The sequence below is a fragment of the Streptomyces melanosporofaciens genome (genome assembly GCF_900105695.1).
In the GTDB taxonomy this organism is placed as follows: domain Bacteria; phylum Actinomycetota; class Actinomycetes; order Streptomycetales; family Streptomycetaceae; genus Streptomyces; species Streptomyces antimycoticus.
In genome coordinates this window covers 5048382-5073201 of the sequence record NZ_FNST01000002.1, presented here as the reverse complement: position 1 = coordinate 5073201, position 24820 = coordinate 5048382, and the positions used below count along the sequence as shown (strand labels likewise).

Here is a 24820-nt window from a genome sequence, read left to right as displayed (position 1 = left end):
TGTGCCGACCCCTCTCCAGAGGACCCATGGCGGTCGGGGATCTTCCGTGACACCGCAGCCTTCCACGGCGCGGCGCCGTTGGCAACCATCAGCCGATTTCTGCTCACCGTGCGCAGGGAAGGCGTGGTCAGCGGGGTACCGCGGAGGGTGCCTCCGGTGAGTTGATCAACGGATTTCGAAGGTGCCGTAACCACCGCGCGGTGTGTCCCAGATCTCGGTGATTCCCTCGACTTTCCCGGGCGTGTCGCCATCCCGGAGCCATTCGAGCAGCTGTTCGCATTCCGCACGCGGGCCCTCCGCGACCACCTGCACCCGCCCGTCGGCGAGGTTGGAGGCAAAGCCGACGAGGGCCCCGATACGCAGCGCGTTGGCCCGGGTGTACCAGCGGAAGCCGACGCCCTGGACGTGGCCGCGGACCCACACGGTGAGGCGGACTCTCTCGTTCATACGCGCACGCTAACCCCACGCGCGAGCAGGCGCTAAACCATCCAATTAGCAACTGTGCACGCGCGTTGGGGCCCGAATGGCGTACAGTCCCGGCTCAACGAGACTCACCCACACGAGTGATACATGGCTCGCGCACACGAGTGACACATTTCGAGCGACTTTTGACGCCGAGAACACAAGGAAGGCAGGAGATGGGCCGCCATCGACGATCTGCCCCCGGGGCCGTGGCGCACGAGGCCATCGCAGGCCGCCACCGGGGACCGCACCGGAGCCCCCTCGCTCCGGTCCGGACCGGACTGTTGGGCGTGTCCGCCGCCGTCGCGGTCGGCGCGGTGGCGATGGCCTCCGGACTCGTTCCGGGAGACGGCTACCAATTGGGCGGGGGCAATGACTCCGCCGGACAGGTCCAGGCGGGCGGTCCCACCGACTCGGGCCTGGAGACACAGGGCTCGCAGTCCGCGGCCCCCACCGGCCGCAGCTCGATACCGCCCAGCCGCGGCGACGACCGCCCTCACGCACCCTCCACAACTCCCTCCAAGACCCCTTCCAAGCCCTCCGGCACGCCTTCCACCACACCGCCGGAGCAGCCGGGGCCCTCCGCGCCCTCCGGGCACGGCGGAAACAACGGAAACGACGGAAACGGCAAGGGCGGCTCCAAGGGCGGCGGGCACGGGAAGCCGTCCCGTACGCCCACGACGGAACCGACCGCACCCGCGCCCCCCGCGGAGTCGGCCGGCCCCGAGACCGCCTCGGAGACCGAGGTCCTCACCCTCGTCAACGAAGAGCGCGAGAAGGCCGGCTGCGCCCCCGTGACGGCCGACCCCAAACTCGCCCAGTTGGCCGAGGACTTCAGCGAGGACATGTCCCTTCGCCAGTTCTTCGACCACATCAGCCCCGACGGCGACAGCCCCTGGGACCGCGCCGAGAGCGCCGGCATCCTGGACCTGGGCGGGGAGAACATCGCCCGCGGCCAGTCGGACGCACAGGCGGTCATGGACTCCTGGATGAACAGCTCCGGCCACCGCGCCAACATCCTCAACTGCTCGTTCAAGCGGCTGGGCGTCGGCACCCACTTCGGCACCGGCGGCCCCTGGTGGACCCAGGACTTCGGCTACTGAGCCCCTGAGCGGGCAACCGCGGCCCGTCACCCGCCGAGCCCGGGGCGTACCCATGCGCCCCGGGCTTCGCATACGCCCGCAGCTGCACACTCACCAAGCGAAAGCGCAGCCCTGGAGTCAGCGCTGAGTGCGCGTATGGTGTCTGCATGGACTGTGAACGCACTGGCGCGGCGTCCTCCACGGCGGACGCGGAGAACCTGGCCTTCGACGTGTTCGCCCGCGCCTGCCCCTCGCGCGGCACGCTGGAGCATGTCACCGGAAAATGGGGCGGCCTCATCCTGGGCGCGCTCCACGAGGGCAGCTTCCGCTTCAACGAGCTGCGGCGGCGGGTCGACGGCGTCAGCGAGAAGATGCTGTCCCAGACGCTGCACGCGCTGGAGCGCGACGGTCTGGTGCACCGCGAGGCGCAGCCGACCAACCCGCCCCGCGTGGACTACCGGCTGACCCCGCTGGGCAGCGCGGTCGCCGAGCGGCTGCTGGCCCTGATCTATCTCGTCGAGGACCGGATGCCCGAGGTGCTGAGCGCCCAGGAGCGCTACGACACCGTGCGCGCCGAGAGCGGCGAGGCGGCCGGGCGGGACGCCGGGCGGGCCACGATGGCCGGGCGCGGCGGGCGCTGACAGCGCGGGCAGAAGTAGCTGGAGCGGTTCATCCAGGGGCGGCGGCGCATCGCGGTGCCGCAGCGGCGGCACGGCTCGTCCTCGCGGCCGTACGCGTCCAGGGAGCGCTCGAAGTACCCGGACTCGCCGTTCACATTGACGTAGAGGCTGTCGAAGCTGGTGCCGCCGACCGCCAGCGCCGCGGTCATCACCTCGCGCACATGGCCGAGGAGTTCGGCGGCGCGCGGGCGGGCGAGCGTCGCCGTCGGCCGGTCGTAGTGCAGCCGGGCGCGCCACAGCGCCTCGTCGGCGTAGATGTTGCCGACCCCGCTGATCAGCGACTGGTCCAGCAGGGCGCGCTTGATCGTGGTGCGGCGGCGGCGCAGCGCGGTGTGGAAGGCCGCCTCGTCGAAGGCGGGGTCCAGCGGGTCGCGGGCGATGTGCGCGATGGCGTCCGGCAGGCCCTCCAGGTCGCCGGGGACGGTGTCGTGCAGCGAGAGCCCGCCGAAGGTGCGCTGGTCGACGAAGCGCAGCTCGGTGCCGGCGTCATCGGCGAAGCGGACCCGGATGCGCAGATGCTTCTCGTCGGGGGCCTCGGCCGGCTGGACCAGCAGCTGCCCGCTCATCCCGAGATGGGCCAGGATCGACTCGGCGGCGGCGTCATCGTCGAACGGCAGCCACAGGTACTTGCCGCGGCGGCGTACGATGCCGGTGCGGCGGCCCCTGAGCCGGGCCGCGAAGTCCTCCGCGCCGCCGAGGTGGCGACGGACCGCGCGCGGATGCAGCACCTGGACCTCGGCGACCGTACGGCCGCTGACCCAGCGCTCCAGTCCGCGGCGGACCACCTCGACCTCGGGCAGCTCGGGCAACGGGGGCCTCCTTGGGCTTGAGCCCTCACCGCCCCCGGGCGGAACGGCCGGGCGGGCCGTCCGCCACGGGGGCGGTGAGAGGTGTTACGGACGTGACGGACGGTACGGGGAAGGGCGATCAGCGTGCCGAGGAGGCCGTGTCGGCGGCGGCTCCGCCGTCGGCCGTCGTGGTGGCGGTTCCGGCGTCGGCCGCCTTGGCCTTCGCCTGAGCCTCGTCGGCAGCCGCGCGAATCGCGCGCCAGGCGGCCTCGGCCGCCTGCTGCTCGGCTTCCTTCTTGCTGCGGCCGGTGCCGGTGCCGTACGCGACACCACCGACGCGGGCAGCAGCCGTGAAGGTCTTCTCGTGGTCGGGACCCGTCTCGGAGACCAGGTACTCCGGGACCCCGAGCCCCTCGGTGGCGGTCAGCTCCTGGAGGCTGGTCTTCCAGTCCAGGCCGGCGCCGAGGTTCGAGGACTTCTCGATCAGCGGGTCGAAGAGCCGGTGCACCAGCTCAGCGGCGGCGTCGAGCCCCCGGTCGAGATAGACCGCGCCGATCACCGCTTCAAGGGTGTCGGCGAGGATGGAAGCCTTGTCCCTGCCCCCGGTGCCCTCTTCGCCCCGGCCGAGCCGGATGAAGGCGCCGAGATCCAGACCGCGGCCCACTTCAGCGAGCGCGCGCGAGTTCACCACCGCGGCCCGCAGCTTGGCCAGCTGGCCCTCGGGCAGGTCGGGGTGGATGCGGTACAGCGTGTCGGTGACCACCAGGCCGAGCACGGAATCCCCGAGGAATTCCAGCCGCTCGTTGGTGGGCAGCCCGCCGTTCTCGTACGCGAAGGAGCGGTGGGTCAGCGCACGCACCAGAAGGGCGGACTCGAGCTGGTACCCGAGCCGCCCTTCCAGGATCGTGTGAGACGAGGCCGTGTCCGCCTGGGACGCTTCACCGCGCTTACGCGGGGGCGTAGTGGCGTCTGACATAGAGCCTGTCACCCGCCGATCAGACCTCGAGGACCTGGCGGCGGTTGTAGGTGCCGCAGCTCGGGCACGCGATGTGCTGCTGCTTCGGCTCGTGGCAGCGCTCGCACGCCACCAGGGTGGGGACCGCAGCCTTCCACTGCGACCGGCGGTGGCGCGTGTTGCTGCGCGACATCTTCCGCTTCGGAACAGCCACGGCTACTTCTCCTGTGGGTCATCCCCGCGCTCGCGGGGTGCGTTGTCCTTCTCGCCGTCCCTCATGGTCTCGGCGAGTCCCTGCAGTGCCGCCCAACGGATGTCGGCGGCATCGTGGTGGTGGTCGGGGTCGTCCGCGAGACGGGCGCCGCATTCGGCACACAGCCCCGGGCAGTCCTCCCGGCACACCGGCTGCAGCGGCAGTGCGAGCACCACCGCGTCACGCAGCACGGGCTCGAGGTCGAACAGGTCGGCCTCGAGGAAGAGCCTGTCCTCCTCCTCGGCGTCGTCGCCGGTATCCGCGTCGCGGCTCCGGTCGTCGGCGTCGGGGTAGGAGTACATCTCCTGGAAATCCGCTTCGAGCTCTCGCTCCAGCGGCTCCAGACACCTTACGCACTCCCCCGTCAGCGGTGCACGGGCGGTGCCTGTGACAAGCACCCCTTCCATGACCGACTCCAGGCGGAGGTCCAGCTCGACGGTCGCGCCTTCCGGCACCCCGATGACCTCGATGCCGAGGTCCTTCGGCGCCGCCACGGAACGGGAGATCCTTTTCAGCGCACCAGGACGACGGCCCAGCTCGCGCGTGTCGAACACGAGAGGGGCACGGTGGTCGAGGCGGGCGTTCAGGGCTTCCTGCTTTCTACGCTGCGGCGGGCTACCCGATCATTCGCTACGAAACGGGCAGCCGAGATCGCGGACGTACACGCGACCGAAGAGCCAGGATACTGGACAGGCCGCCGTAGACCCAATCCGCCCGGTGGGGGCGGAGTTCTGGCGGTCCGGGACGTACGGGGAGCTAGCGGCCCTGCTCGTACTGGCGGAGCTGATCGAGGTCGATCATGCTCGTGTCGAACAGGCTGGTCTCGTCGAGCGCGGCGCCCGACTGCTGCTGCTGATGGTGCTGCGGCGGCTGCTGGGGCTGCTGGGGCACATAGCCCGCGTTCGGGTCGTAGCCCTGGGCCTGGGCCTGCTGCTGCCAGGCGTAGGCGTCCTGCTGATAGCCGCCCTGCATGGCGTACGGGTCCTGCTGCTGCGGGACGTACGCCTGCTGGTCCTGCTGCGGTACGTAGGCCTGCTGCTGGTAGCCGTACGCGTCCTGCTGCTGATAGCCCGCGGTGGCGGCGTAGTACGCGGCGTCGGCGGCCGCCTGATCGGGCTGGGCCACGGGCTGGGCGACGGCCGCCTGGGACTGGGCGAGGTCCGCCAGATAGTCGTCGTCGGTGGTCCGCAGGGCCATGCCGGCCTCGTCCTGGGCCGCCATATGGGCGCCGAGCTCATCGGCGGGCCGGGCCCCGAGCAGCTTCTGGCGGCCCCGGCCGACCGCCTCCAGGGTCTTGGAGAGGACCGCCGAGACGGCCCCCAGCTTGGTGTCCACGTACTCGTCGGCGCGCTGCCGCAGGGTCGCCGGGTCGGCGCTGCGCTCCGGGCCCTCGTCGGACTGCTCGAAGCCCTCCTCGGCGCCGGGAGCGCGGCCGAGCAGCTTCTCCCGGCCGCGGCCCACCGAGCCGATGGTCTTGGTGAGCACGACCTCGAAGTTGGCCAGCTTGCTGTCCACGTAGTCGTCGGCCTCGGCCCGGATCTCCTCGGCCTCCCGGCGGGCCTCGGTGAGGATCCGGTCGGCCTCCTCCTGGGACTTGCGCACCATCTCCGTGTCCGAGATCAGCGAGGCGCCCTGGGCGTGCGCGGACTCGATGATCCGCCCGGCCTCCCTGCGGGCCTCCTCCACCATCTGGTCCCGGCCGCCGATCAGCTCCTGGGCGTGGGCCAGGGAGTCCGGGAGTGCCGCGCGCACCTCTTCGAGCATGGCGAGCAGCTCGGCGCGGTTGATCACGCACGAGGCCGACATGGGCATGGACCGGGCGCCGCCGACGGTATCGACGATCTCGTCGAGCTTCTTCTGCACGTCCACTGTGGGTGCTCGCAGACTGTCTGGATGCGGATGGGAACGGAGAACGAACGGGACGACTGTACGGCGAGCGGACCGCTCCCGGACAGCCGCTGACGTCCCGTCAGCCGTTACTTCCGGCCGAGCCGCTCGGAGAGCGATTCCAGCACCACCGGGGGCACCAGGTGGGAGACGTCGCCGCCCCAGGCCGCGACCTCCTTGACCAGGCTGGAGGAGAGGAAGCTGTAGGTGGGGTTGGTGGGCACGAACAGCGTCTCCACGCCGGAGAGGCCGTTGTTCATCTGGGCCATCTGCAGCTCGTAGTCGAAGTCGCTGACGGCCCGCAGCCCCTTGACGATCGCGGGGATGTCCCGCTGCTTGCAGAAGTCGACCAGAAGTCCATGGAACGCCTCTACCTTGACGTTTCCGTACTCCTCGGTGGTCTGGCGGAGGAAATCGATCCGCTCCTCCACCGTGAACAGGCCCTGCTTCGACTTGTTGATCATCACGGCGACGTGCACGACGTCATAGAGCTTGGAGGCACGGCCGATGATGTCGAGGTGTCCATTGGTGACGGGGTCGAACGACCCCGGGCAGACTGCGCGGCGCAACGGAAGTTCCTCGCTCTCGGATCCGGTCATGACGCGTTCTCGCACGTCGAGGCGGCGCGACCGTACCAAAGCGTGCCCTCGCCGTAGCGACGGGCCCGTAGCCCCTCGAATCCGGCAGGCCACACGAACTCCCCACCTCGTGTGCTCCGCTCAACGGTGGCCAGCGCGTCGGCCGCTAGCCAGCCATTCCCCAGGAGTGTGAGGAGGATCTCGCGGAGTTCGGCGTCGGTGACGGCGTAGGGCGGATCCAGAAAAACGACGTCGTACGGGCCGGTGACGGGGGCCTGTCCGGTGATGGTCTGTTCGGCCTTGCCGGTGCGCAGCTCCGCGCCGGGCAGACCGAGCGCCCGGACGTTCTGACGGATCGTGCGGGCCGCCCGCGGGTCGGACTCGACCAGCAGCACATGGACGGCGCCGCGGGACAGCGCCTCCAGGCCGACCGCGCCGGAGCCGCCGTACAGGTCGAGGACGCGCACTCCGTCCAGCGAGCCGAGCAGCGACTCCCAGGTGGAGAACAGGCCCTCACGCGCCCGGTCCGAAGTGGGTCGGGTGCCGTTTCCCGGCGGCACGGCCAGGCGGCGTCCGCCGGCCGCTCCGGCGATCACGCGGGTCATGGGTGGTGGCAGTCCTTCGCGGTGGTCGGGGCAGCGGCGCACCGCGCCCGTCCGGGCGGGGCCGCCGCACCTCCACGATATGGCGTACGGCGGCGGGCGGTGGCCGCGCGCTCGGATCGCGGGGCCCGGCCCTTGTCTCAGCCTCGTCTCCCAGCTCGTGTCTCAACCCTTGTCGAGGTACTCCTCGCGCTCCTTGTCCAGCAGGGCGTCCAGCGCGGTGCGCAGCTCCGGATATCCGGTCAGCTCCGGGTCGTCCGCGACGATCGCGGCCGCCTCCTCCCGGGCCGCCGCGATGACCTCCTCGTCGTCGATGACGGCGAGGACCCGCAGCGAGGAGCGGACCCCGGACTGGGCCTGGCCGAGCACATCGCCCTCCCGGCGCTGCTCCAGGTCGATCCGGGACAGCTCGAAGCCGTCGAGCGTGGCCGCGACCGCGCCCAGCCGCGCCCGGGCGGGGCTGGCCTCGGGCATGTCGGTCACCAGCAGACACAGCCCGGCGGCCGAGCCACGGCCGACACGGCCGCGCAGCTGGTGCAGCTGGGAGACGCCGAACCGGTCGGCGTCCATGATCACCATGGCGGTGGCGTTGGGGACGTTGACACCGACCTCGATGACGGTCGTGGCGACCAGGACGTCCACCTCGCCCGCGGCGAAGCGGCGCATCACGTCGTCCTTGGCCTCGGGCTGCATCCGCCCGTGCAGCACCTCCACCCGCAGATCGCTCAGCGGCCCCTTGATGAGCTGCTCGGCTACCTCGACGACGGCCAGCGGCGGGCGCTTCTCGGCCTCGTCCTCGGGGGACGGGCTCGCGGCGCCCTTGGACGCGTCCCCCTCGTCGCCGGCGTCGTCCCCGATCCGCGGGCACACCACATATCCCTGGTGCCCGGCGGCCACCTCCTCGCGCACCCGCTCCCAGGCGCGGGTCAGGAAGTGCGGCTTGTCCTTGGCGGGCACCACATGGGAGGCGATCGGGGAGCGGCCCGAGGGCAGCTGGTCCAGGACGGAGGTCTCCAGGTCGCCGAAGACGGTCATGGCGACGGTGCGCGGGATCGGGGTGGCCGTCATCACCAGCAGATGCGGGGGCTGCTTGCCCTTGGAGCGCAGGGCGTCGCGCTGCTCGACCCCGAAGCGGTGCTGCTCGTCGACGACGACCAGCCCCAGGTCGTGGAACTGGACCTTGTCCTCGATCAGGGCGTGGGTGCCGATCACGATCCCGGCCTCGCCGGTGACCAGGTCCAGCAGCGCCTGACGGCGGGCCGCGGCGCCCATGGAACCGGTGAGCAGCACCACCTTGGTGCCCTGCTCCGCGCCACCGAGCATTCCTCCCTCGGCCAGCTCACCCATCATCTCGGTGATCGAGCGGTGGTGCTGCTGGGCGAGCACCTCGGTGGGCGCGAGCATCGCCGCCTGTCCCCCGGCGTCCACGACGCCGAGCATCGCGCGCAGCGCGACCATGGTCTTGCCCGAGCCGACCTCGCCCTGGAGCAGCCGGTGCATGGGGTGGTCGGTGGCCAGGTCGGCGAAGATCTCCTCGCTGACCCGGCGCTGGCCCTCGGTGAGGGTGAACGGCAGCCGGGCGTCGAAGGCCGTCAGCAGCCCGTCCGGAACGGGCTTGCGGGGCGCCGCGGGCAGTTGGGCATCGGCCCGGCGCCGCCGGGCGAGCGCCACCTGCAGGACGAACGCCTCGTCCCACTTCAGGCGGTCCCGGGCCAGCGCGATATCGGTCTTGGTGGCCGGTCGGTGGATCTTGCGCAGCGCCTCGGGGAGCGTGGCCAGCCCCCGGCCCTCGCGGAGGCTGTCGGGGAGCGGGTCGACGAGCCCGGCCAGCGCGGTCTCCTCGTGGCCGGCCGGGCCCAGCACGGTGTCGATGGCCTGCTGGATCTGCCAGGACTCCATCTGCTTGCACGCCGGGTAGAGCGGCAGCAGCTGATGGGCGAACGCCTCCACGGCCTCCGCGCCGCTCTCCGCGCCCAGCGTCTTGAACTCCGGGTGGGCCAGCTGCCGCTTGCGGTTGAAGACCGAGACCTTCCCGGCGAACATCGCGCGGGTGCCGGGCTGCAGCTCCGACCGCGGCTTGTGGACACCCTTGCCGAAGAAGACCAGCTGGAGACGGCCGCTGCCGTCGGTGATGGTGACCTCCAGCCGGCGGCCCCGGCCGCCGTTGAACGTATGCACCCGGGCGTCGGCGACCTGCGCCACCACGGTCACATGCTCGTCCAGGGGCAGGTCGGACAGCCGGGTCAGCTCACCGCGCTCCGCGTACCGCCGCGGGTAGTGGTGCAGCAGATCGCCGACGGTGTGCAGGTCGAGATGGTCGGCCATCACCTTCGCGGTGTTGCCGCCCAGGACCTTCTTCAGTGGTTCATCCAGCACGGGCACGCGTCCATTGCACACCACGGGAGTGACAAAGCGGGTGACGAGCGGGGTGATTCAGGGTCCGGCCGCCGGTCTCATTCGATGCCTATGATCAGCGGCGCGGTGGGCTGACCACCGTGGTAGACGACCGTGTCGACGGCGAAGTGCCCCTCCCGCACATGCCGCTCCAGCCGTTCGGCGACCTCGTCGGGCAGGCCCGCGCCGAGCACCAGCGTGACCATCTCGCCGCCCGAGGCCAGCATCCGGTCCAGCACCGTCTCGGCGGTCGCGGCCAGCTCCGAGCCGATCACCGCCACATCGCCGTCGATCATGCCCAGGACATCCCCGGCCTGGCACACCCCGGCCATGGTCCAGGACTGGCGCTCGGCGACGGCCAGTTCCGCGTAGCGGGTGGCGCCCGCGGCCGAGGTCATGGCGACCACGTCCTCGTCGAAGCTGCGGGCCGGCTCGTGGACGGCGAGCGCGGCGATGCCCTGGACGGCGGAGCGGGTGGGGATCACCGCGACCCGTACGCCCTCGGCGCGGGCCTGGGCCGCGGCCGCGGCCGCGGTGTGGCGCAGCTCGGTGTCGTTCGGCAGCAGCACGACCTCCCGGGCGCCGGCCCGGCGGACCGCGTCGACCAGTTCACCGCTGCCGGGCGGCTCCCCGGGGCGGGTGGCGACCGCGGTCGCGCCCGCCTCGGCGCACAGCGCGGCCAGCCCGTCCCCGGGGACGACGGCGACCACGGCACGGCCCGTGCGCTCGGTACGCGGGCCGCCGGTGGGGCCCTTGGCGCCGGGCTGATCCGGCAGGACGACGACCGGGCCCGGCCGTGCCGGGCCGTCGGCGCCCGCCTTACGGGCGGCGGCACCGTCGAAGTGGGTGATCCGGATGCGGTACGGGCGCCCGGCCTGGATGCCCGCCTCCACGGCCGCCCCCGCGTCGTCCACATGGACGTGCACATTCCACAGGCCGTCGCCGCCGACGATCACCAAGGAGTCGCCGAGGGTGTCCAGCCGCTCCCTCAGGGCGGCCACGGCCATGTCGCCGGCCTCCAGGAGGTAGATCACCTCGAAGGCGGGCCCACCGTCCGCGGCGTCGTCGGCGGGACAGCCCACGGGATCCTGCCCAGGCGTCCCGGCGGGGGCCGGGGCGTCACGGGTCGGGCCGTCACCGCGGGAGCGGACGGGCCCGAGCGCGGCGGGCGCCTCGCCCGACAGTGCCTCGGCGAGCCCGCCCAGGACCGTCACCAGGCCGTAGCCGCCCGCGTCGACCACCCCCGCGCGGGCGAGGACGTCGAGCTGGCCGGGGGTGGCCTGGAGCGCCGTGCGGGCGCTCTCGTAGGCGGCGCGGGCCACCGTGGCGGCGTCGCCGGTGGCGCGCCCCGCGCCCTCCGCGGCGGCCACGGCGACCGTAAGGACGGTGCCTTCCACGGGGTGGGCGACGGCCAGGTAGGCGAGGTCGGCCGCGCGCCGCAGCGCCAGCCGCAGTCCGTCCGCCTCGTCCGTGCCCCGGTCCCCCTGCGCCGAACCGTCGGCCAGGACGTCCGCCATGCCGCGCAGCAGCTGCGCCAGGATCGTGCCGGAGTTGCCCCGCGCGCCGATCAGGGCGCCATGGGCCATGGCACGCACCACGTCGGCGAGGGTGGGACGGGAGGCGGCGGCCGAGGCGGCATGGCCGTCGAAAGCGGCGTCGACCGCCCGGGCGGCGGACTCGACGGTCAGATACAGATTGGTGCCGGTGTCCCCGTCCGCCACCGGATAGACGTTGATCGCGTCGATCTCCGCGCGGGCCCGGCCCAGCGCGTCCAGCGCGAGCCCGCACCAGGTCCGTACCGCATCGGCGTCGAGCGTGTGCGGCACGTAACGTCCTCCTCGGAGGCTGCTGGGGCGGGGGCGGGCATCGCGTCACCGCAGGGTAGTCGCCGCCCTCGGCGGGTGCCGGGCCAGCCATGATAGTTTCGTTGTACGGGAGTGGCCGTTGTATGCTGCTCCGGTTGCCCGATGCGAATCGGGCCATTCCCCCAGGCGCCGCCGATCCACCGCGATCCAGGCAACGTCAGGGGCATCCGTTCAGTGTCCTGTCTCCTCGCGGGAAGCGAGGGTGACCCGTCTTTGGAGTAACCCGTGGCTGCCAACTGCGACGTCTGCGGCAAGGGGCCGGGCTTCGGCAACAACATCTCGCACTCGCACCGCCGCACCCGCCGTCGTTGGAACCCCAACATCCAGACGGTGCGCGCTGTGGTCGGTCGTACCCCGAAGCGGCTCAACGTCTGCACCTCGTGCATCAAGGCCGGCAAGGTTTCGCGCTAGTCGTCTAGTCGCAGGGCCTCCCCGCGCGAGCGGGAACCGGTACGCCGAGGCCGGTCCACCATGGACGTGGACCGGCCTTTTCGCGTGCCCTTACGCACGCGCTCAGTCGGTTCCCTCCCGCAACCACCCGTGGTCGACCGGGCCGATGCCCGCGCCCAGGGGGAAGCCCGCCGCGATGGCGCCCGTGACGTAGTCCTTGGCCGCCGTGACGGCCTGAGGGACCTCGTATCCGCCCGCCAGATACGTGGCGATCGCCGCGGCGAGGGTGCATCCCGTGCCGTGCGTATGGCGGTTGTCGTGGCGGGGCGCCCGCAGCCAGTGCTCCTCGGTGCCGTCGGTGAGCAGATCCACCGCCTCGCCGCCGGGCAGATGGCCGCCCTTGATCAGCGCCCACCGCGGGCCGTGGCCCAGCACCGCCCCGGCCGCCCGCCGCTGATCGTTCTCCGACTCCACCCGGACGCCGGTGAGCTGAGCCACCTCGTCCAGGTTGGGCGTGGCGACGGTCGCGGTCGGCAGCAGCTTCGTACGGACCGCGTCGAGCGCCTCGGTGGCCAGCAGCGGGTCACCGTGCTTGGAGACCCCGACCGGATCGACGACCACCGGCGCGGGCAGATCCGCGAGCAGCGCGGCGACGGTCTCGACCAGTTCGGCGGTCGCCAGCATGCCGGTCTTGACCGCCTGGACGCCGATGTCGTCGGCCACGCTGCGGAACTGGGCCCGTACGGCCTCGGCGGGCAGCTCCCAGGCGCCCTGAACGCCCAGGGAGTTCTGCGCCGTCACCGCGGTGATCACGCTCATGCCATGGGCGCCCAGGGCCAGCATGGTCTTCAGATCGGCCTGGATACCCGCACCGCCGCCGGAGTCCGATCCGGCGACGGTGAGGACGCGCACGGGCGCCGAGCCGTCATGGGAGGGGCGGGGGATACGAGGAGGCAGGACCATGGGGCCGAATCTACTCGCCGCCCCCACGCCCCCGAGATCCCCCCTCGGCGCCCTTACCGCCGGCTCTGCTCCCTCACCAACGACTCGGCGCCCTTACGGCTGACTCGACGCCCTTACGGCGGACTCGACGCTCTTACCGCCGACGCGGCTCCCTTACCGTCACTCGGCGCCCTTGTCGCCGAAGTGGTCCCACCCCCCATGGGCCCAGGGGGCTCCGTCCACCGTCACCTGGGGCAGCGCCGACGGGTTCAGCACCTCGCCGATCACCTTCCAGCGGGCCGGCAGCTTGGCGTCGGGCGGGAAGGTGGCCACGATCGCGTGGTCCTCTCCCCCGCTGAGCACCCACTGCAGCGGATCGACGCCCACCGCCTGGCCGATGTCCGACATCTGCGAGGGGATGTCGATATCCCCCGAGCGCAGATCGATACGGACCTTGCTGGCCTCCGCGATATGCCCGAGGTCGGCCACCAGCCCGTCGCTCACATCGGTCATGGCGGTCGCGCCGAGCCCGGCGGCGGCGGGACCGGCGTGGTACGGCGGCTCCGGCCGGCGGTGCGCCTCGACGAAGGCCCGCGGCGAGCGGAAGCCGCGTGAGAGCACCGCGTGCCCGGCCGCCGACCAGCCAAGCCACCCGGTGACGGCGACAACGTCGCCGGGCTGGGCACCGGATCGGGTGACCGGCTCGTGGTTGCGCAGATCGCCCAGGGCGGTGATGGCCACGGTGATGGTGTCCCCGCGCACCACATCGCCGCCGACCACGGCCGCGCCCGCGACCTGGCATTCGTCGCGGATGCCGTCCATCAGCTCGGCCGGCCAGGTCACCGGCAGATCGGCGGGGACCACCAGGCCGAGCAGCAGCGCGGTCGGCACCGCGCCCATGGCCGCGATGTCGGCCAGGTTCTGGGCGGCGGCCTTACGGCCGACGTCATAGGCGGTGGACCAGTCCCTGCGGAAGTGCCTGCCCTCCAGCAGGACATCCGTACTGGCCACGACCCTCCGGTCGGGCGCGGCCACGACCGCGGCATCGTCACCGGGCCCCAACCTCACCGCCGGGGTGGTGGTGAGCCGGGAGGTGAGCTCTCTGATGAGCCCGAACTCCCCCAACTCGCCCACGGTGCCCTTCATCCCATCGCCCCTTCGTGCTCGTGGCCGCTTGCCCACCACGCCGCGCTCCCCGCGCGGGTCTCCCCGCGCCGCATGGCGACGCGGTACCGTGGCGTCCCTTCTCCCCACATGATCCTCGTAGCCGCCCTGGAGGTTCCGTGGTACAGGCGTACATCCTGATCCAAACCGAGGTCGGCAAGGCCTCGACCGTGGCCGACGTCATCGCCAAGCTCCCCGGGGTGATACAGGCGGAGGACGTCACGGGCCCTTACGACGTGATCGTCCGCGCCCAGGCCGATACGGTCGATGAGCTCGGCCGCATGGTGGTCGCGAAAGTCCAGCAAGTCGAAGGCATCACTCGAACCCTGACCTGCCCGGTCGTCCATCTCTAGCTCCCCCGTATGCTCGGCCGGTGAATTGCGCACACCGTAGTCTCGCCCAACGGCTCGTTCCGCTCTCCGCCACCATGGCGCTGGCCCTGGTGTCGATGGCCGGTTGCACCTTCACCGGGGATTCCGACGACGGTGTGGCGCTCGCGGTTCCCACACCGTCCGCACAAGCGGCGGCGGTGTGCCGGGCGCTCCACAAGGAACTGCCCACCACCGTGAACGGGCTGAAGCGGGGCACCGCCGAGCCCGCCTCGGACTACACAGCCGTGTGGGGGGACCCCGCCGTGCAGCTGCGCTGCGGGGTCCCCCGGCCGGAGGCCATGGGCTCCACGACCGAGTCGGCCGGGGTGAACGGCGTCGAGTGGCTGCCGGAGAAGCAAAAGGACGGCTACCGCTTCACCACCGTACTTCGCCGGGCGTATGTCGAGGTGACCGTGCCCGGGAAGTACGCCCCCGAGGTCAACGCCCTGCTCGACCTCGCCGAGGCCGTCAAGAAGACGGTGCCCAAGGGCGTGGCCTAGGGGCCGGGGCCCTAGCGCAGCCCGGTCGAGCGGCGCAGCGCGGCCTGCAGCAGCCGGTCCACCAGCTCGGGGTAGCTCACACCGCTCTCCTGCCACATGCGCGGGTACATCGAGATCGGGGTGAAGCCGGGCATGGTGTTGATCTCGTTGATCACGAACTCGCCGCTGTCCAGCAGGAAGAAGTCGGCCCGGACCAGCCCCTCGCAGGACGCCGCCTCGAACGCGGCCACCGCGAGCTCCTGGACCCGCCGGGTCTGCTCCTCGGTGAGCGGCGCCGGCACGATACCGGCCGCCGAGTCGATGTACTTCGCCTCGAAGTCGTAGAAGGAGTGGGAGGAGACCGGCGGGATCTCGGCGGGCAGGCTTGCGCGCGGCCCGTCCTCGTACTCCAGCACCCCGCATTCGATCTCGCGGCCGCGCAGCAGCGCCTCCACGATGACCTTCGGGTCGTGGCGCCGGGCCTCCTCGATGGCCTCGTCCAGATCCGCCGGGTCCTCGACCTTGGTGATGCCGATGGACGAGCCGGCCCGCGCGGGCTTCACGAAGAGCGGCCAGCCGTGCTCCGCGGCGAACTCCACGATCCTGCGGCGGGCGGCGGAAGGTTCCTGCTGCCACTCCCGGGGCGGATCACCTCGTACGGGCCGACGGGCAGCCCGAAGGAGACGAACACCCGCTTCATGTACTCCTTGTCCATGCCCACGGCGGAGGCGAGCACCCCGGCGCCCACATACGGCACCCCGGACAGCTCCAGCAGCCCCTGGAGGGTGCCGTCCTCGCCGTACGGGCCGTGCAGCATGGGGAAGACGACGTCGACGTCGCCCAGTGCCTTGGGCACCGACCCCGGCTCGCTGTAGACGACCTCGCGGTTCCCCGGGTCGACCGGGAGGACGACCGACCCCTCTCCGGACTCGGCGAGCCGTTCGACGCTGGGCAGCTCGCGGCCCGCGATGCCCATCCGCTCGGGCTCGTCGGCGGTCAGCGCCCAACGGCCGTCAGCGGTGATGCCGATCGGCATCACGTCGTACTTCTCGCGGTCGATGGCGCGCAGCACGGCGCCCGCGGTGACCACCGAGATGGCGTGCTCGGAGCTGCGGCCGCCGAAGACGACGGCGACGCGCGGCTTGTGCCGCTCGCCTCCGGAAGAAGCCGGGACAGGGCCTGAGGAAGGGGTCTGGCTGCTCATATCGCGTTGAGGTTACCTTGCGGTCCGCGCGGCGTCAGTGCCGCTCGGCCTTGGCACTGCGGGACATCAGCTCTTTGAGTGCGACAAGCGGCTGTTTGCCGTCGTGCACGATCTCGACGACGGTCTCGGTGATGGGCATGTCGATGTCGAAGCGGCGGGCGAGATCCAGCACGGACTCGCACGACTTGACGCCCTCCGCGGTCTGCTTGGTGACCGCGATGGTCTCCGCCAGCGTCATCCCGCGCCCCAGGTTGGTGCCGAAGGTGTGGTTGCGGGAGAGCGGGGAGGAGCAGGTGGCGACGAGGTCGCCCATGCCCGCCAGGCCCGCGAAGGTGTGCGCGTCGGCGCCCATCGCCAGGCCCAGCCGGGTCGTTTCGGCGAGGCCGCGGGTGATGAGCGACGCCTTGGTGTTGTCACCGAGCCCCATACCGTCGGCGATGCCCACGGCCAGCGCGATGACGTTCTTCACCGCGCCGCCCAGCTCGCAGCCGACCACATCGGTGTTGGTGTACGGGCGGAAGTACGCGGTGTGGCAGGCGGTCTGGAGGCGGCGGGCCACGCTCTCGTCGGGGCAGGCCACCACGGAGGCGGCGGGCTGCCGGGCGGCGATCTCCTTGGCGAGGTTGGGCCCGGTGAGCACCGCGACGCGCTCCGCGGGCGCCTTGGCGACCTCCTGGACGACCTCGCTCATCCGCTTGGCCGTGCCGAGTTCGACGCCCTTCATCAGGGAGACCAGTACGGTGTCGGCGGCCAGCAGCGGGGCCCAATCGGAGAGGTTGCCGCGCAGCGTCTGGGAGGGCACGGAGAAGACGGTGAACTCCGCGCCGGCCGCGGCCTCGGCCGGGTCGGTGGTGGCCCGCACCCCGTCGGGCAGCCGTACCCCGGGGAAGTAGTCGGGATTGGTGCGGCCGGTGTTGATGGCCTCGACGACACCGGGCCGGCGGCCCCACAGCGTCACCTCGCAGCCGGCGTCGGCGAGCACCATCGCGAAGGCGGTGCCCCAGGAGCCGGTGCCGAAGACGGCGCAGCGCGTCACTTGCTCTCCTCATCGGCCAGCGGGAGCGGCGGGCCGTCGGTGCTGGTGCTGGTGCTGGTGGGCCGGTCGTGCCGGTGAACGGGCGCCGGCTCTCCGCGCACCTCGGAGAGGAGGTCGGTGATGGCGTCCATGATGACGTCGGTGGCCGCCCGGAGGACCTCCGCGGTGGGCTCCTGGCCGTAGAACCCGGACAGGTCCACCGGCGGGCCGGCGAGCACCTTGAGCGTCTTGCGCGGGAAGAGGCGGACCCGCTTCTCCTTGGCGTACGGCGGCACGGCCTCGTTGGCGCCCCACTGGGCGACGGGGATGACCGGGGCCTTGGTGAGCAGCGCGACCCGCGCCGCGCCCGTCTTTCCGCGCATGGGCCACATGTCGGGGTCGCGGGTGAGGGTGCCCTCGGGGTAGAAGGCCACGCACTCGCCCTTGTTGATGGCGTCCACGGCGGCCCGGAAGGCGTTGGCGGCGTCGGTGGACTCGCGGTAGACGGGGATCTGGCCGGTGCCGCGGAGCATGGAGCCCATGAAGCCGCCCCTGAAGAGGGCGGCCTTGGCGAGGAAGCGCGGCACCCTTCCGGTGTTGTACTGGAAGTGCGCGTAGGAGAGGGGGTCGAGATACGAGTTGTGATTGATCGCGGTGATAAATCCACCGTCGGCGGGAATGTGCTCCATTCCGTGCCAGTCCCGCTTGAACAGAACCACCAGCGGCGGTTTGCACAAGACCGCTGCCATGCGGTACCAGAAGCCGATTCTGCGGCCGGACACTCGGAACATCCTCTCTTGGACCCTGCTGACCTGCTGGCTTGCTGTCGTCCCCGGCAGCCGCACAAGTGTCGCTCCAGGCACCCTGTCTGTCGAGAACACCGTAACCCCGCACGTCTTCGGCGAGCCGGGCAGCAGGTCAGAATGAGGCCCGTGGGAAGAAACGGAGCCCCTGTGACCTGGACCCTCGTGGTGCCGCTGAAGCCCTTGTCACGGGCCAAGACCAGGCTCTCCGACGCCGCCGGTGACGGCCTCCGGGCCTCGCTCGCGCTCGCGTTCGCTCAGGACACGGTGGGCGCGGCGCTGGCGAGCCGCTGGGTGCGAGGGGTGACCGTCGTCACCGACGACCCGCTCGCCGGACGTGAGCTGTCCGCCCTCGGCGCCCGGATCCTGCCCGACTCCCCGGGGCGCGGGCTGAACGCGGCGCTGGCGCACGGCGCCCTCGCGGTCCGCGGGGAGCGCCCGGGGGCCGCCGTGGCGGCGATGAACGCCGATCTCCCGGCGCTGCGGACCGTTGAGCTCGACCTGGTGCTCGATGCAGCGTCCGGCTTCTCACGCGCCTTTCTGGCGGATGCCGCGGGGGTGGGCACGACCCTCCTTACGGCGGCGCCCGGCGCCGATCTGGCACCCGCCTTCGGGGGCCCCTCACGGGCCCGGCACCGGGCGTCGGGGGCGCGGGAGATCGAGCTTGCGGGGGTGGACTCGGTGCGGCGCGACGTGGACACGGCCGGGGATCTGCGCGCGGCGGTGGCCCTGGGCGTGGGCGACCACACCAGGGCTAGGCTGGCGGACATGCAGGGAACCGCCTATACGTACGACCCCGAGACCCGCGCCGGCAGTGTGCTGCTCGACGACGGCACCCCGCTGCCGTTCGACACCGCGGCCTTCGACGCCGGGGGGCTGCGGATGCTGCGCCCGGGCCAGCGGGTGCGGATCGAGGTGGAGGGCGAGGGCGAGCAGCGCCGGGTCGTCTTCGTCACGCTGCAGACGTTCTGAGCACTGCGGACAGCACCGCGGAGAACACGCGGACAGCACCGCGGGCCGGGCTCCCTCGGGGAGCCCGGCCCGGCGCGTGAACAGTGCGGCGCCCGTGCGCCGCCGGCTAGCGCTTCCTGGCGGTGGTCTTCTTCGTGGTGGTCTTACGGGCGCTCGTCTTGCGCGCCGGGGCCTTCTTCGCGGCGGCCTTGGCGGGCGCCTTCTTGGCCGTCGTCTTCTTGGCGGGGGCCTTCTTGGCGGCGGCCTTGGCCGGGGCCTTCTTGGCCGTCGCCTTCTTGGCCGTCGTCTTCTTCGCAGGAGCCTTCTTGGCGGTCGCCTTCTTGGCCGCGGCCTTCTTCGCCGCCACCTGGAGGCTGCCCTTGGGAGCCTTCTTCACGGCGACCTCACCGCCGCGCGGGAGCTTCTTGGAGCCGCTCACCAGGTCCTTGAACCCCTGGCCGGCACGGAAGCGGGGCACCGAGGTCTTCTTGACCCTCACACGCTCCCCGGTCTGCGGGTTACGGGCGTACCGGGCAGGCCGTTCCACCTTCTCGAACGAACCAAAACCAGTGACTGAAACTCGCTCCCCGGCGACGACCGCCCGGACGATGGCGTCCAGAACTGCGTCGACGGCTTCGGCGGCCTGCTGACGGCCGCCGACCTTGTCGGCAATCGCTTCTACGAGCTGCGCCTTGTTCACGTCTTCCCCTTCGGAGACATTGCCGGAATCAATGTGTTCAAGCCTTTTCGCACGTTAGGCAGATATATACCGCAAATCAAACACGAAACGGGCTAATCACCCTTGTGCCGCAACACACTCGATCGTCACGGACTTCCGTCGGTGTCGGGATCTTGGGGGAAACGGCCCTCGTCGAGGTCGTTCATCAACCGCTCCAGGCGCTTTGCCGCGTCTGCGAGATCGTGTTTCGCCGCTGAGGTGATGACCAGCAGCTTCCGGGACAGCGCCATCCGTACGCCCTCCGGGACTTGCAGTGCGCGCACCCTTGCGTGCGCTTCCTTGAGCCGGTCGGCGACGAGGCCGTAGAGCTCGAGTTGGCCGTCGCGTTCCATGCACTGATTGTGCCATCTGAGGCGAGTTGTCGCTTCACGGGGCCTCAACATGCCGATGCGCCGCCGGTCCGAGGACCGGCGGCGCATCTTGCCAAACCCGCTCTGTACAGGGAGAACCGGGGGGTCAGACCTCCACCGTGCTCGGCTTGAAGGAGGGACGACGCGCCTCGTACGCGGCGATGGATTCGTCCTCCCTGAGGGTGAGGCTGATGTCATCCAGCCCCTCCAGGAGTCGCCACCGGGCATTCTCGTCAAGCTCAAAATCAGCCGTGATGCCCTCGGCTCGAACCTGGCGGTCGACGAGGTCCACGGTGACCTCCGCGGTGGGGTCCGCCTCGACCAGCTTCCACAGCCGGTCCACGGTCTCCTGCGGCAGGACGACGGTCAGCAGCCCGTTCTTGAGGGAGTTGCCGCGGAAGATGTCGGCGAAGCGGGACGAGATGACGGCCTTGAAGCCGTAGTTCTGCAGCGCCCACACCGCGTGCTCGCGCGAGGAGCCGGTGCCGAAGTCGGGACCGGCCACCAGAACCGTTCCGCCCTTGTACTCGGCCGTGTTGAGCACGAACTCCGGGTCCTTGCGCCAGGCCTCGAAGAGCCCGTCCTCGAAGCCGTCGCGGGTGACCTTCTTGAGCCAGTGCGCCGGGATGATCTGGTCCGTGTCCACATTGCTGCGGCGCAGCGGAACGGCCCGGCCGGTGTGCGTGGTGAATGCTTCCATGACTGCTCAGGCCCCCACGGGAGTCGATACGGCCGCGTCGGACAGATCGGCGGGCGAGGCCAGATGGCCCAGTACCGCGGTGGCGGCGGCGACCTGCGGCGAGACCAGGTGGGTCCGGCCGCCCTTGCCCTGCCGGCCCTCGAAGTTGCGGTTGGAGGTGGACGCCGAGCGCTCACCGGGCGCGAGCTGGTCTGGGTTCATGCCCAGGCACATCGAGCAGCCCGCGTGCCGCCACTCGGCGCCGGCGGCGGTGAACACCTTGTCCAGCCCCTCCTCGACGGCCTGCAGGGCGACCCGCACCGAGCCGGGGACCACCAACATCCGTACGCCGTCGGCCACCGAGCGGCCGGACAGCACCGAGGCGGCGGAGCGCAGGTCCTCGATGCGGCCGTTGGTGCAGGAACCGACGAAGACCGTGTCCACCGCGATGTCGCGCAGCGGCTGACCCGCCGTCAGGCCCATGTACTCCAGGGCCTTCTCGGCGGCGAACCGCTCGCTGGCGTCCTCGAAGGAGGCCGGGTCCGGGACCGACTCCGACAGCGGAGCGCCCTGGCCGGGGTTGGTGCCCCAGGTGACGAACGGGGCGAGTTCTGAGGCGTCGATGACGACCTCACGGTCGAAGACCGCGTCGTCGTCGCTGCGCAGGGTGCGCCAGTACGCGACGGCCGCGTCCCAGTCGTCGCCCTGGGGGGCGTGCGGGCGGCCCTCCAGATAGGCGAAGGTCGTCTCGTCCGGAGCGATCATGCCCGCGCGGGCGCCCGCCTCGATGGACATGTTGCACACGGTCATCCGGGCCTCCATCGAGAGCTTCTCGATGGCGGGGCCGCGGTACTCGAGCACATAGCCCTGGCCGCCGCCGGTGCCGATCTTCGCGATGATCGCCAGGATCAGGTCCTTGGCGGTGACGGTCTCGGGCAGCTCGCCCTCGACGGTGATCGCCATGGTCTTGAACGGCGCGAGCGGCAGCGTCTGGGTCGCCAGCACATGCTCGACCTGGCTGGTGCCGATGCCGAACGCGAGCGCGCCGAAGGCGCCGTGGGTCGAGGTGTGGCTGTCACCGCACACCACGGTCGTACCGGGCTGGGTCAGTCCGAGCTGCGGTCCCACCACGTGGACGACGCCCTGCTCGACATCGCCGAGCGGGTGCAGCCGGACACCGAACTCCGCGCAGTTCTTGCGCAGCGTCTCCAACTGGGCGCGGGAGACGGGGTCCGCGATCGGCTTGTCGATGTCGAGGGTGGGGGTGTTGTGGTCCTCGGTCGCGAGGGTGAGATCGGTACGACGGACCGTGCGGCCGGCCTTGCGCAGGCCATCGAACGCCTGCGGGCTGGTCACCTCGTGCAGCAGGTGCAGATCGATGAAGAGCAGGTCAGGCTCGCCTTCGGCGTGCCGGACGACATGGTCGTCCCAGACCTTCTCCGCGAGTGTCCGTCCCATCGCATTCCCTCCGGCCGGCGCCAGTGCCGGCCCAGCTTGTCTCGACTGCGTGCCCTGGTCTGCGGGCCCGCCATTTACAGAGTGGCGGGTCTGCCGGGAAAATGAACTTGCGTTTCACACTGTGAGACGCGAGTATCGTCCCATGGACAACACTAGCGGCGTCGGCGTTCTCGACAAGGCGGCTCTGGTCCTGAGCGCCCTGGAGTCCGGCCCGGCCACCCTCGCCGGACTGGTCGGGGCGACCGGTCTCGCCCGCCCGACGGCACACCGGCTCGCGGTCGCACTCGAGCACCACCGGATGGTGGCACGCGACATGCAGGGACGCTTCATTCTGGGCCCCCGCCTGGCCGAGCTGGCGGCGGCGGCGGGCGAGGACCGGCTGCTCGCCACGGCCGGTCCCGTGCTCACCCATCTCCGGGATGTGACCGGCGAGAGCGCGCAGCTCTACCGGCGCCAGGGAGACATGCGCATCTGTGTCGCCGCGGCCGAGCGGCTGTCCGGACTGCGGGACACCGTGCCGGTCGGCTCCACCCTCCCGATGAAGGCCGGCTCGGCCGCCCAGGTCCTGATGGCCTGGGAGGAGCCGGAGCGACTGCACCGCGGACTGCAGGGGGCCCGGTTCACCGCCACGGCCCTGTCGGGCGTACGACGGCGGGGCTGGGCCCAGTCGATCGGCGAGCGGGAGCCCGGGGTGGCGTCCGTCTCCGCGCCCGTGCGCGGCCCGTCCAACCGCGTGGTCGCCGCCGTCTCGGTCTCCGGACCGATCGAGCGGCTGACCCGCCACCCGGGCCGGATGCACGCCCAGGCCGTCATCGACGCGGCCGCCCGCCTGACCGACGCCCTCCGCCGAGGGAATTGATCACGCGCACCCCCGGGGTCACGCCTTCTTCAGCGACAGCCGGTCGGCCGCCCGGTCACCACGGCGGCCGACCGGGACGACCCCGGTGGCCTTGCCCAGGCCGAACGCCGGCATGTTGATGTAGACCGCCTCATGCGCCCCGGCCGGTACGACATAGGTCTCGTGCCAGAAGCCGACCTTGCCCCGGCCCTCCCGCATCCGGCGATTGAACGCCGCCCAGGCGGGACGGTGCTCCTTGTCCTGGGCCGACGCGTACTCCAGCAGCCGCTCGTGCGAGTCCCAGTACTGGACGACGTAGAGCACCCGGGGCGCGCCGAACAGCAGCTGATAGCCCAGCATCCCGCTCCCCTTGTCCTGCGACAGCTCGCGGAGCATCCGCGGCATCGCCTTGAAGACCGGCAGCCAGCTGCGCAGTGCGCGGAAGCGGTTGATGCGCATGCCGATCAGGAAGACGGTGACCTCCCCCTCGGCCTCGGCGGTCATACGGCCGGCGAACAGCTCGGTACCCATGGTGATCCCCTTGTCCCCACGTCGGGATAGTCTTGGATAGCGGCGCTATCCATTGCTTGGATAGTGTCACTCTCCAATGGAAGGTGCAACAGGGATGCGACTGGCGGAGCTCAGCGAGCGCAGCGGAGTGCCCACCGCGACGATCAAGTACTACCTGCGCGAGCGGCTGCTGCCGCCGGGAGAGCGGATCACCGCCACCACGTCGGAGTACGGCGAGGAGCATCTGCGCCGACTGCGGCTGGTGCGCTCGCTGATCCAGGTCGGCCGGATGCCGGTGGCCACGGCGCGCGAGGTGCTGGAGGCCGCCGAGGACGAGTCGCTCAGCCAGAACACCCGGATGGGAGCCGCGGTCTGGGCGCTGCCGCACGGCCCCGAGCCCGACGAGGACGATCCGCACGCGGCGCGGGCCCGGGAGCAGGTGGACACCGTGCTGCGGCGGATGGACTGGTCGCACGGCCAGGAGCTGGGCGACACCTCCCCCGCCTACCGGATGCTGGTCGCGGCCATCGCCTCGCTGGACCGCCTGGGCTATCCCCATGACACCGAGCACCTTGTGGTGCACGCCCGGCTGGCGGGTGAACTGGCCGTCGCCGACCTGGACCTGGTGGAGACCTACGACACCCCGCCCGAGCGGATCGAGGCGGTGGTGGCGCTGACGGTGCTCTATGAGCCGGTGCTGCTCAGCCTGCGGCGGCTCGCGCAAACCGAGGAATCCGGGCGCCGCTTCGCGGAGTGAGCCGTGGCCAGGGCGTGAATTCACGGGGTGACCAGGACACGAAAAAGCCCCCCGCGCTGTCGCGGAGGGCTTTTCGCTGGTACCCCCGACCGGATTCGAACCGGCGCTACCGCCTTGAGAGGGCGGCGTGCTAGGCCGCTACACAACGGGGGCCTGAATCAGCACAAGTGCTGCGCTGGGCTACCAGGACTCGAACCTAGACTAAATGAACCAGAATCACTCGTGCTGCCAATTACACCATAGCCCATGGTATAGACCAGTACCCCCGACCGGATTCGAACCGGCGCTACCGCCTTGAGAGGGCGGCGTGCTAGGCCGCTACACAACGGGGGCCCTAGCGATCTCCGTCTTGCGAAGAGATCCGTACCCCCGACCGGATTCGAACCGGCGCTACTGCCTTGAGAGGGCAGCGTGCTAGGCCGCTACACAACGGGGGCTTGGTCCTGCTCTGATCAAGAGATCCACCGATCATCCGAGAGATCTCTTGCTGGGGTACCAGGACTCGAACCTAGACTAAGTGAACCAGAATCACTCGTGCTGCCAATTACACCATACCCCACCAAAACGCCACCCCCGTAAGGGGTTTTGTTTGGCTTGCGCCCCGGTCCGGCCTCTCGGCCCGCC

25 protein-coding genes, 5 tRNA genes and 3 pseudogenes are annotated in these 24820 nt (G+C 71.1%); 8 read left to right on the top strand and 25 right to left on the bottom strand.

Annotated elements, in window-relative coordinates; translation table 11 throughout:
* Positions 1-165: 165 nt before the first annotated feature.
* Positions 166-447, bottom strand: coding sequence for an acylphosphatase (locus BLV72_RS24865; RefSeq protein WP_093464942.1), 282 nt, complete (start codon positions 445-447; stop codon positions 166-168).
* Positions 448-638: 191 nt separating this feature from the next.
* Here BLV72_RS24865 and BLV72_RS24860 point away from each other — a divergent pair, with 191 nt between their 5' ends.
* On the top strand, positions 639-1565 hold the full coding sequence (locus tag BLV72_RS24860) for a CAP domain-containing protein (protein WP_093464940.1): 927 nt from the start codon (positions 639-641) through the stop codon (positions 1563-1565).
* A gap of 146 nt (positions 1566-1711) precedes the next feature.
* Positions 1712-2185 carry a winged helix-turn-helix transcriptional regulator gene (locus tag BLV72_RS24855; protein WP_093464939.1) on the top strand — a complete coding sequence of 158 codons (474 nt, stop codon included), beginning with the start codon at positions 1712-1714 and terminating at the stop codon, positions 2183-2185.
* Here BLV72_RS24855 and mutM read toward each other — a convergent pair.
* The 9 genes from mutM to BLV72_RS24810 all read right to left on the bottom strand — a co-directional run bounded on the left by mutM (position 2101) and on the right by BLV72_RS24810 (position 11507).
* The gene (gene mutM / locus BLV72_RS24850; RefSeq protein ID WP_093464938.1) at positions 2101-3033 is read right to left on the bottom strand and encodes a bifunctional DNA-formamidopyrimidine glycosylase/DNA-(apurinic or apyrimidinic site) lyase; all 933 of its coding nucleotides are present in this window, start codon (positions 3031-3033) and stop codon (positions 2101-2103) included. The two genes, BLV72_RS24855 and mutM, sit on opposite strands and share 85 nt — an antisense overlap.
* Before the next feature lie 118 nt (positions 3034-3151).
* Positions 3152-3988 (bottom strand): ribonuclease III, encoded by an 837-nt coding sequence (gene rnc, locus BLV72_RS24845; RefSeq protein WP_093464937.1) that lies wholly within the window; start codon positions 3986-3988, stop codon positions 3152-3154.
* A gap of 19 nt (positions 3989-4007) precedes the next feature.
* Positions 4008-4181, bottom strand: a complete 174-nt coding sequence (rpmF, locus tag BLV72_RS24840; RefSeq protein WP_009714764.1) for a 50S ribosomal protein L32 — start codon at positions 4179-4181, stop codon at positions 4008-4010.
* Positions 4182-4183: 2 nt separating this feature from the next.
* Positions 4184-4774 carry a YceD family protein gene (locus tag BLV72_RS24835; protein WP_228053356.1) on the bottom strand — a complete coding sequence of 197 codons (591 nt, stop codon included), beginning with the start codon at positions 4772-4774 and terminating at the stop codon, positions 4184-4186.
* Between the two features lie 202 nt (positions 4775-4976).
* Entirely contained in the window at positions 4977-6089 is a 1113-nt protein-coding gene (locus BLV72_RS24830; RefSeq protein WP_093464934.1) for a F0F1 ATP synthase subunit B, read from the bottom strand.
* Between the two features lie 107 nt (positions 6090-6196).
* The gene (gene coaD, locus BLV72_RS24825) at positions 6197-6706 is read right to left on the bottom strand and encodes a pantetheine-phosphate adenylyltransferase (protein WP_093464932.1); all 510 of its coding nucleotides are present in this window, start codon (positions 6704-6706) and stop codon (positions 6197-6199) included.
* Positions 6703-7290 (bottom strand): 16S rRNA (guanine(966)-N(2))-methyltransferase RsmD, encoded by a 588-nt coding sequence (gene rsmD / locus BLV72_RS24820; protein ID WP_093464931.1) that lies wholly within the window; start codon positions 7288-7290, stop codon positions 6703-6705. The genes coaD and rsmD overlap by 4 nt, the downstream gene beginning before the upstream one ends.
* A gap of 162 nt (positions 7291-7452) precedes the next feature.
* Complete coding sequence (gene recG / locus BLV72_RS24815) at positions 7453-9612, bottom strand: ATP-dependent DNA helicase RecG (protein WP_244321432.1); 2160 nt, start codon at positions 9610-9612, stop codon at positions 7453-7455.
* A 128-nt stretch (positions 9613-9740) separates the two neighbouring features.
* Positions 9741-11507, bottom strand: coding sequence for a DAK2 domain-containing protein (locus tag BLV72_RS24810; RefSeq protein WP_093464928.1), 1767 nt, complete (start codon positions 11505-11507; stop codon positions 9741-9743).
* A gap of 264 nt (positions 11508-11771) precedes the next feature.
* On the opposite strand from BLV72_RS24810, the pseudogene rpmB reads away from it, so the two are divergent.
* Positions 11772-11882 (top strand): annotated as a pseudogene (rpmB, locus tag BLV72_RS52065) (50S ribosomal protein L28); the annotation flags it as partial.
* A 177-nt stretch (positions 11883-12059) separates the two neighbouring features.
* Here the strand turns inward: rpmB and thiD are convergent.
* Together thiD and BLV72_RS24795 are read right to left on the bottom strand one after the other, a co-directional pair.
* Positions 12060-12899 (bottom strand): bifunctional hydroxymethylpyrimidine kinase/phosphomethylpyrimidine kinase, encoded by an 840-nt coding sequence (gene thiD / locus BLV72_RS24800; RefSeq protein ID WP_093464926.1) that lies wholly within the window; start codon positions 12897-12899, stop codon positions 12060-12062.
* Positions 12900-13058: 159 nt separating this feature from the next.
* Positions 13059-14024 (bottom strand): thiamine-phosphate kinase, encoded by a 966-nt coding sequence (locus BLV72_RS24795; RefSeq protein ID WP_093464925.1) that lies wholly within the window; start codon positions 14022-14024, stop codon positions 13059-13061.
* 137 nt (positions 14025-14161) lie between these two features.
* Between BLV72_RS24795 and BLV72_RS24790 the strand changes: the two genes are divergently transcribed.
* Both BLV72_RS24790 and BLV72_RS24785 read left to right on the top strand, forming a co-directional pair.
* On the top strand, positions 14162-14395 hold the full coding sequence (locus BLV72_RS24790; protein ID WP_014055158.1) for an Lrp/AsnC family transcriptional regulator: 234 nt from the start codon (positions 14162-14164) through the stop codon (positions 14393-14395).
* A 74-nt stretch (positions 14396-14469) separates the two neighbouring features.
* The gene (locus tag BLV72_RS24785) at positions 14470-14913 is read left to right on the top strand and encodes a DUF3515 domain-containing protein (protein ID WP_093464924.1); all 444 of its coding nucleotides are present in this window, start codon (positions 14470-14472) and stop codon (positions 14911-14913) included.
* Positions 14914-14924: 11 nt separating this feature from the next.
* Here the strand turns inward: BLV72_RS24785 and BLV72_RS24780 are convergent.
* From BLV72_RS24780 to BLV72_RS24770, 3 genes and pseudogenes are all read right to left on the bottom strand, one after another.
* A pseudogene (locus BLV72_RS24780) lies at positions 14925-16096 on the bottom strand (D-alanine--D-alanine ligase family protein).
* Between the two features lie 34 nt (positions 16097-16130).
* Positions 16131-17132, bottom strand: a complete 1002-nt coding sequence (locus BLV72_RS24775; RefSeq protein ID WP_093464922.1) for an NAD(P)H-dependent glycerol-3-phosphate dehydrogenase — start codon at positions 17130-17132, stop codon at positions 16131-16133.
* Entirely contained in the window at positions 17129-17893 is a 765-nt protein-coding gene (locus tag BLV72_RS24770; protein ID WP_059144166.1) for a lysophospholipid acyltransferase family protein, read from the bottom strand. The genes BLV72_RS24775 and BLV72_RS24770 overlap by 4 nt, the downstream gene beginning before the upstream one ends.
* A 171-nt stretch (positions 17894-18064) precedes the next feature.
* On the opposite strand from BLV72_RS24770, the pseudogene cofC reads away from it, so the two are divergent.
* Positions 18065-18679 (top strand): annotated as a pseudogene (gene cofC / locus BLV72_RS24765) (2-phospho-L-lactate guanylyltransferase); the annotation flags it as partial.
* Between the two features lie 313 nt (positions 18680-18992).
* Here cofC and BLV72_RS24760 read toward each other — a convergent pair.
* The 4 genes from BLV72_RS24760 to leuC form a co-directional block, all read right to left on the bottom strand.
* Positions 18993-19565, bottom strand: a complete 573-nt coding sequence (locus tag BLV72_RS24760) for an HU family DNA-binding protein (protein WP_093464919.1) — start codon at positions 19563-19565, stop codon at positions 18993-18995.
* Between the two features lie 125 nt (positions 19566-19690).
* Positions 19691-19936, bottom strand: a complete 246-nt coding sequence (locus BLV72_RS24755; RefSeq protein ID WP_093464918.1) for an SCO5555 family protein — start codon at positions 19934-19936, stop codon at positions 19691-19693.
* 124 nt (positions 19937-20060) lie between these two features.
* Positions 20061-20654, bottom strand: coding sequence for a 3-isopropylmalate dehydratase small subunit (gene leuD, locus BLV72_RS24750; protein WP_093464916.1), 594 nt, complete (start codon positions 20652-20654; stop codon positions 20061-20063).
* 6 nt (positions 20655-20660) lie between these two features.
* Positions 20661-22091 (bottom strand): 3-isopropylmalate dehydratase large subunit, encoded by a 1431-nt coding sequence (gene leuC / locus BLV72_RS24745; RefSeq protein WP_093464915.1) that lies wholly within the window; start codon positions 22089-22091, stop codon positions 20661-20663.
* Between the two features lie 142 nt (positions 22092-22233).
* Here leuC and ndgR point away from each other — a divergent pair, with 142 nt between their 5' ends.
* Positions 22234-22950, top strand: coding sequence for an IclR family transcriptional regulator NdgR (gene ndgR, locus BLV72_RS24740; RefSeq protein ID WP_030834082.1), 717 nt, complete (start codon positions 22234-22236; stop codon positions 22948-22950).
* 18 nt (positions 22951-22968) lie between these two features.
* Here the strand turns inward: ndgR and BLV72_RS24735 are convergent, their stop codons facing one another.
* Positions 22969-23460, bottom strand: coding sequence for a DUF4188 domain-containing protein (locus BLV72_RS24735; protein WP_208905714.1), 492 nt, complete (start codon positions 23458-23460; stop codon positions 22969-22971).
* A gap of 94 nt (positions 23461-23554) precedes the next feature.
* On the opposite strand from BLV72_RS24735, the gene BLV72_RS24730 reads away from it, so the two are divergent.
* Positions 23555-24196 carry a MerR family transcriptional regulator gene (locus BLV72_RS24730; protein WP_093464913.1) on the top strand — a complete coding sequence of 214 codons (642 nt, stop codon included), beginning with the start codon at positions 23555-23557 and terminating at the stop codon, positions 24194-24196.
* Positions 24197-24273: 77 nt separating this feature from the next.
* Here the strand turns inward: BLV72_RS24730 and BLV72_RS24725 are convergent.
* The 5 genes from BLV72_RS24725 to BLV72_RS24705 all read right to left on the bottom strand — a co-directional run bounded on the left by BLV72_RS24725 (position 24274) and on the right by BLV72_RS24705 (position 24755).
* A tRNA-Glu gene (locus BLV72_RS24725) sits at positions 24274-24349 on the bottom strand.
* Positions 24350-24371: 22 nt separating this feature from the next.
* Positions 24372-24443, bottom strand: a tRNA-Gln gene (locus BLV72_RS24720).
* Positions 24444-24456: 13 nt separating this feature from the next.
* A tRNA-Glu gene (locus tag BLV72_RS24715) sits at positions 24457-24529 on the bottom strand.
* Positions 24530-24560: 31 nt separating this feature from the next.
* Positions 24561-24633, bottom strand: a tRNA-Glu gene (locus BLV72_RS24710).
* Positions 24634-24683: 50 nt separating this feature from the next.
* A tRNA-Gln gene (locus BLV72_RS24705) sits at positions 24684-24755 on the bottom strand.
* Between the last annotated feature and the right edge of the window lie 65 nt (positions 24756-24820).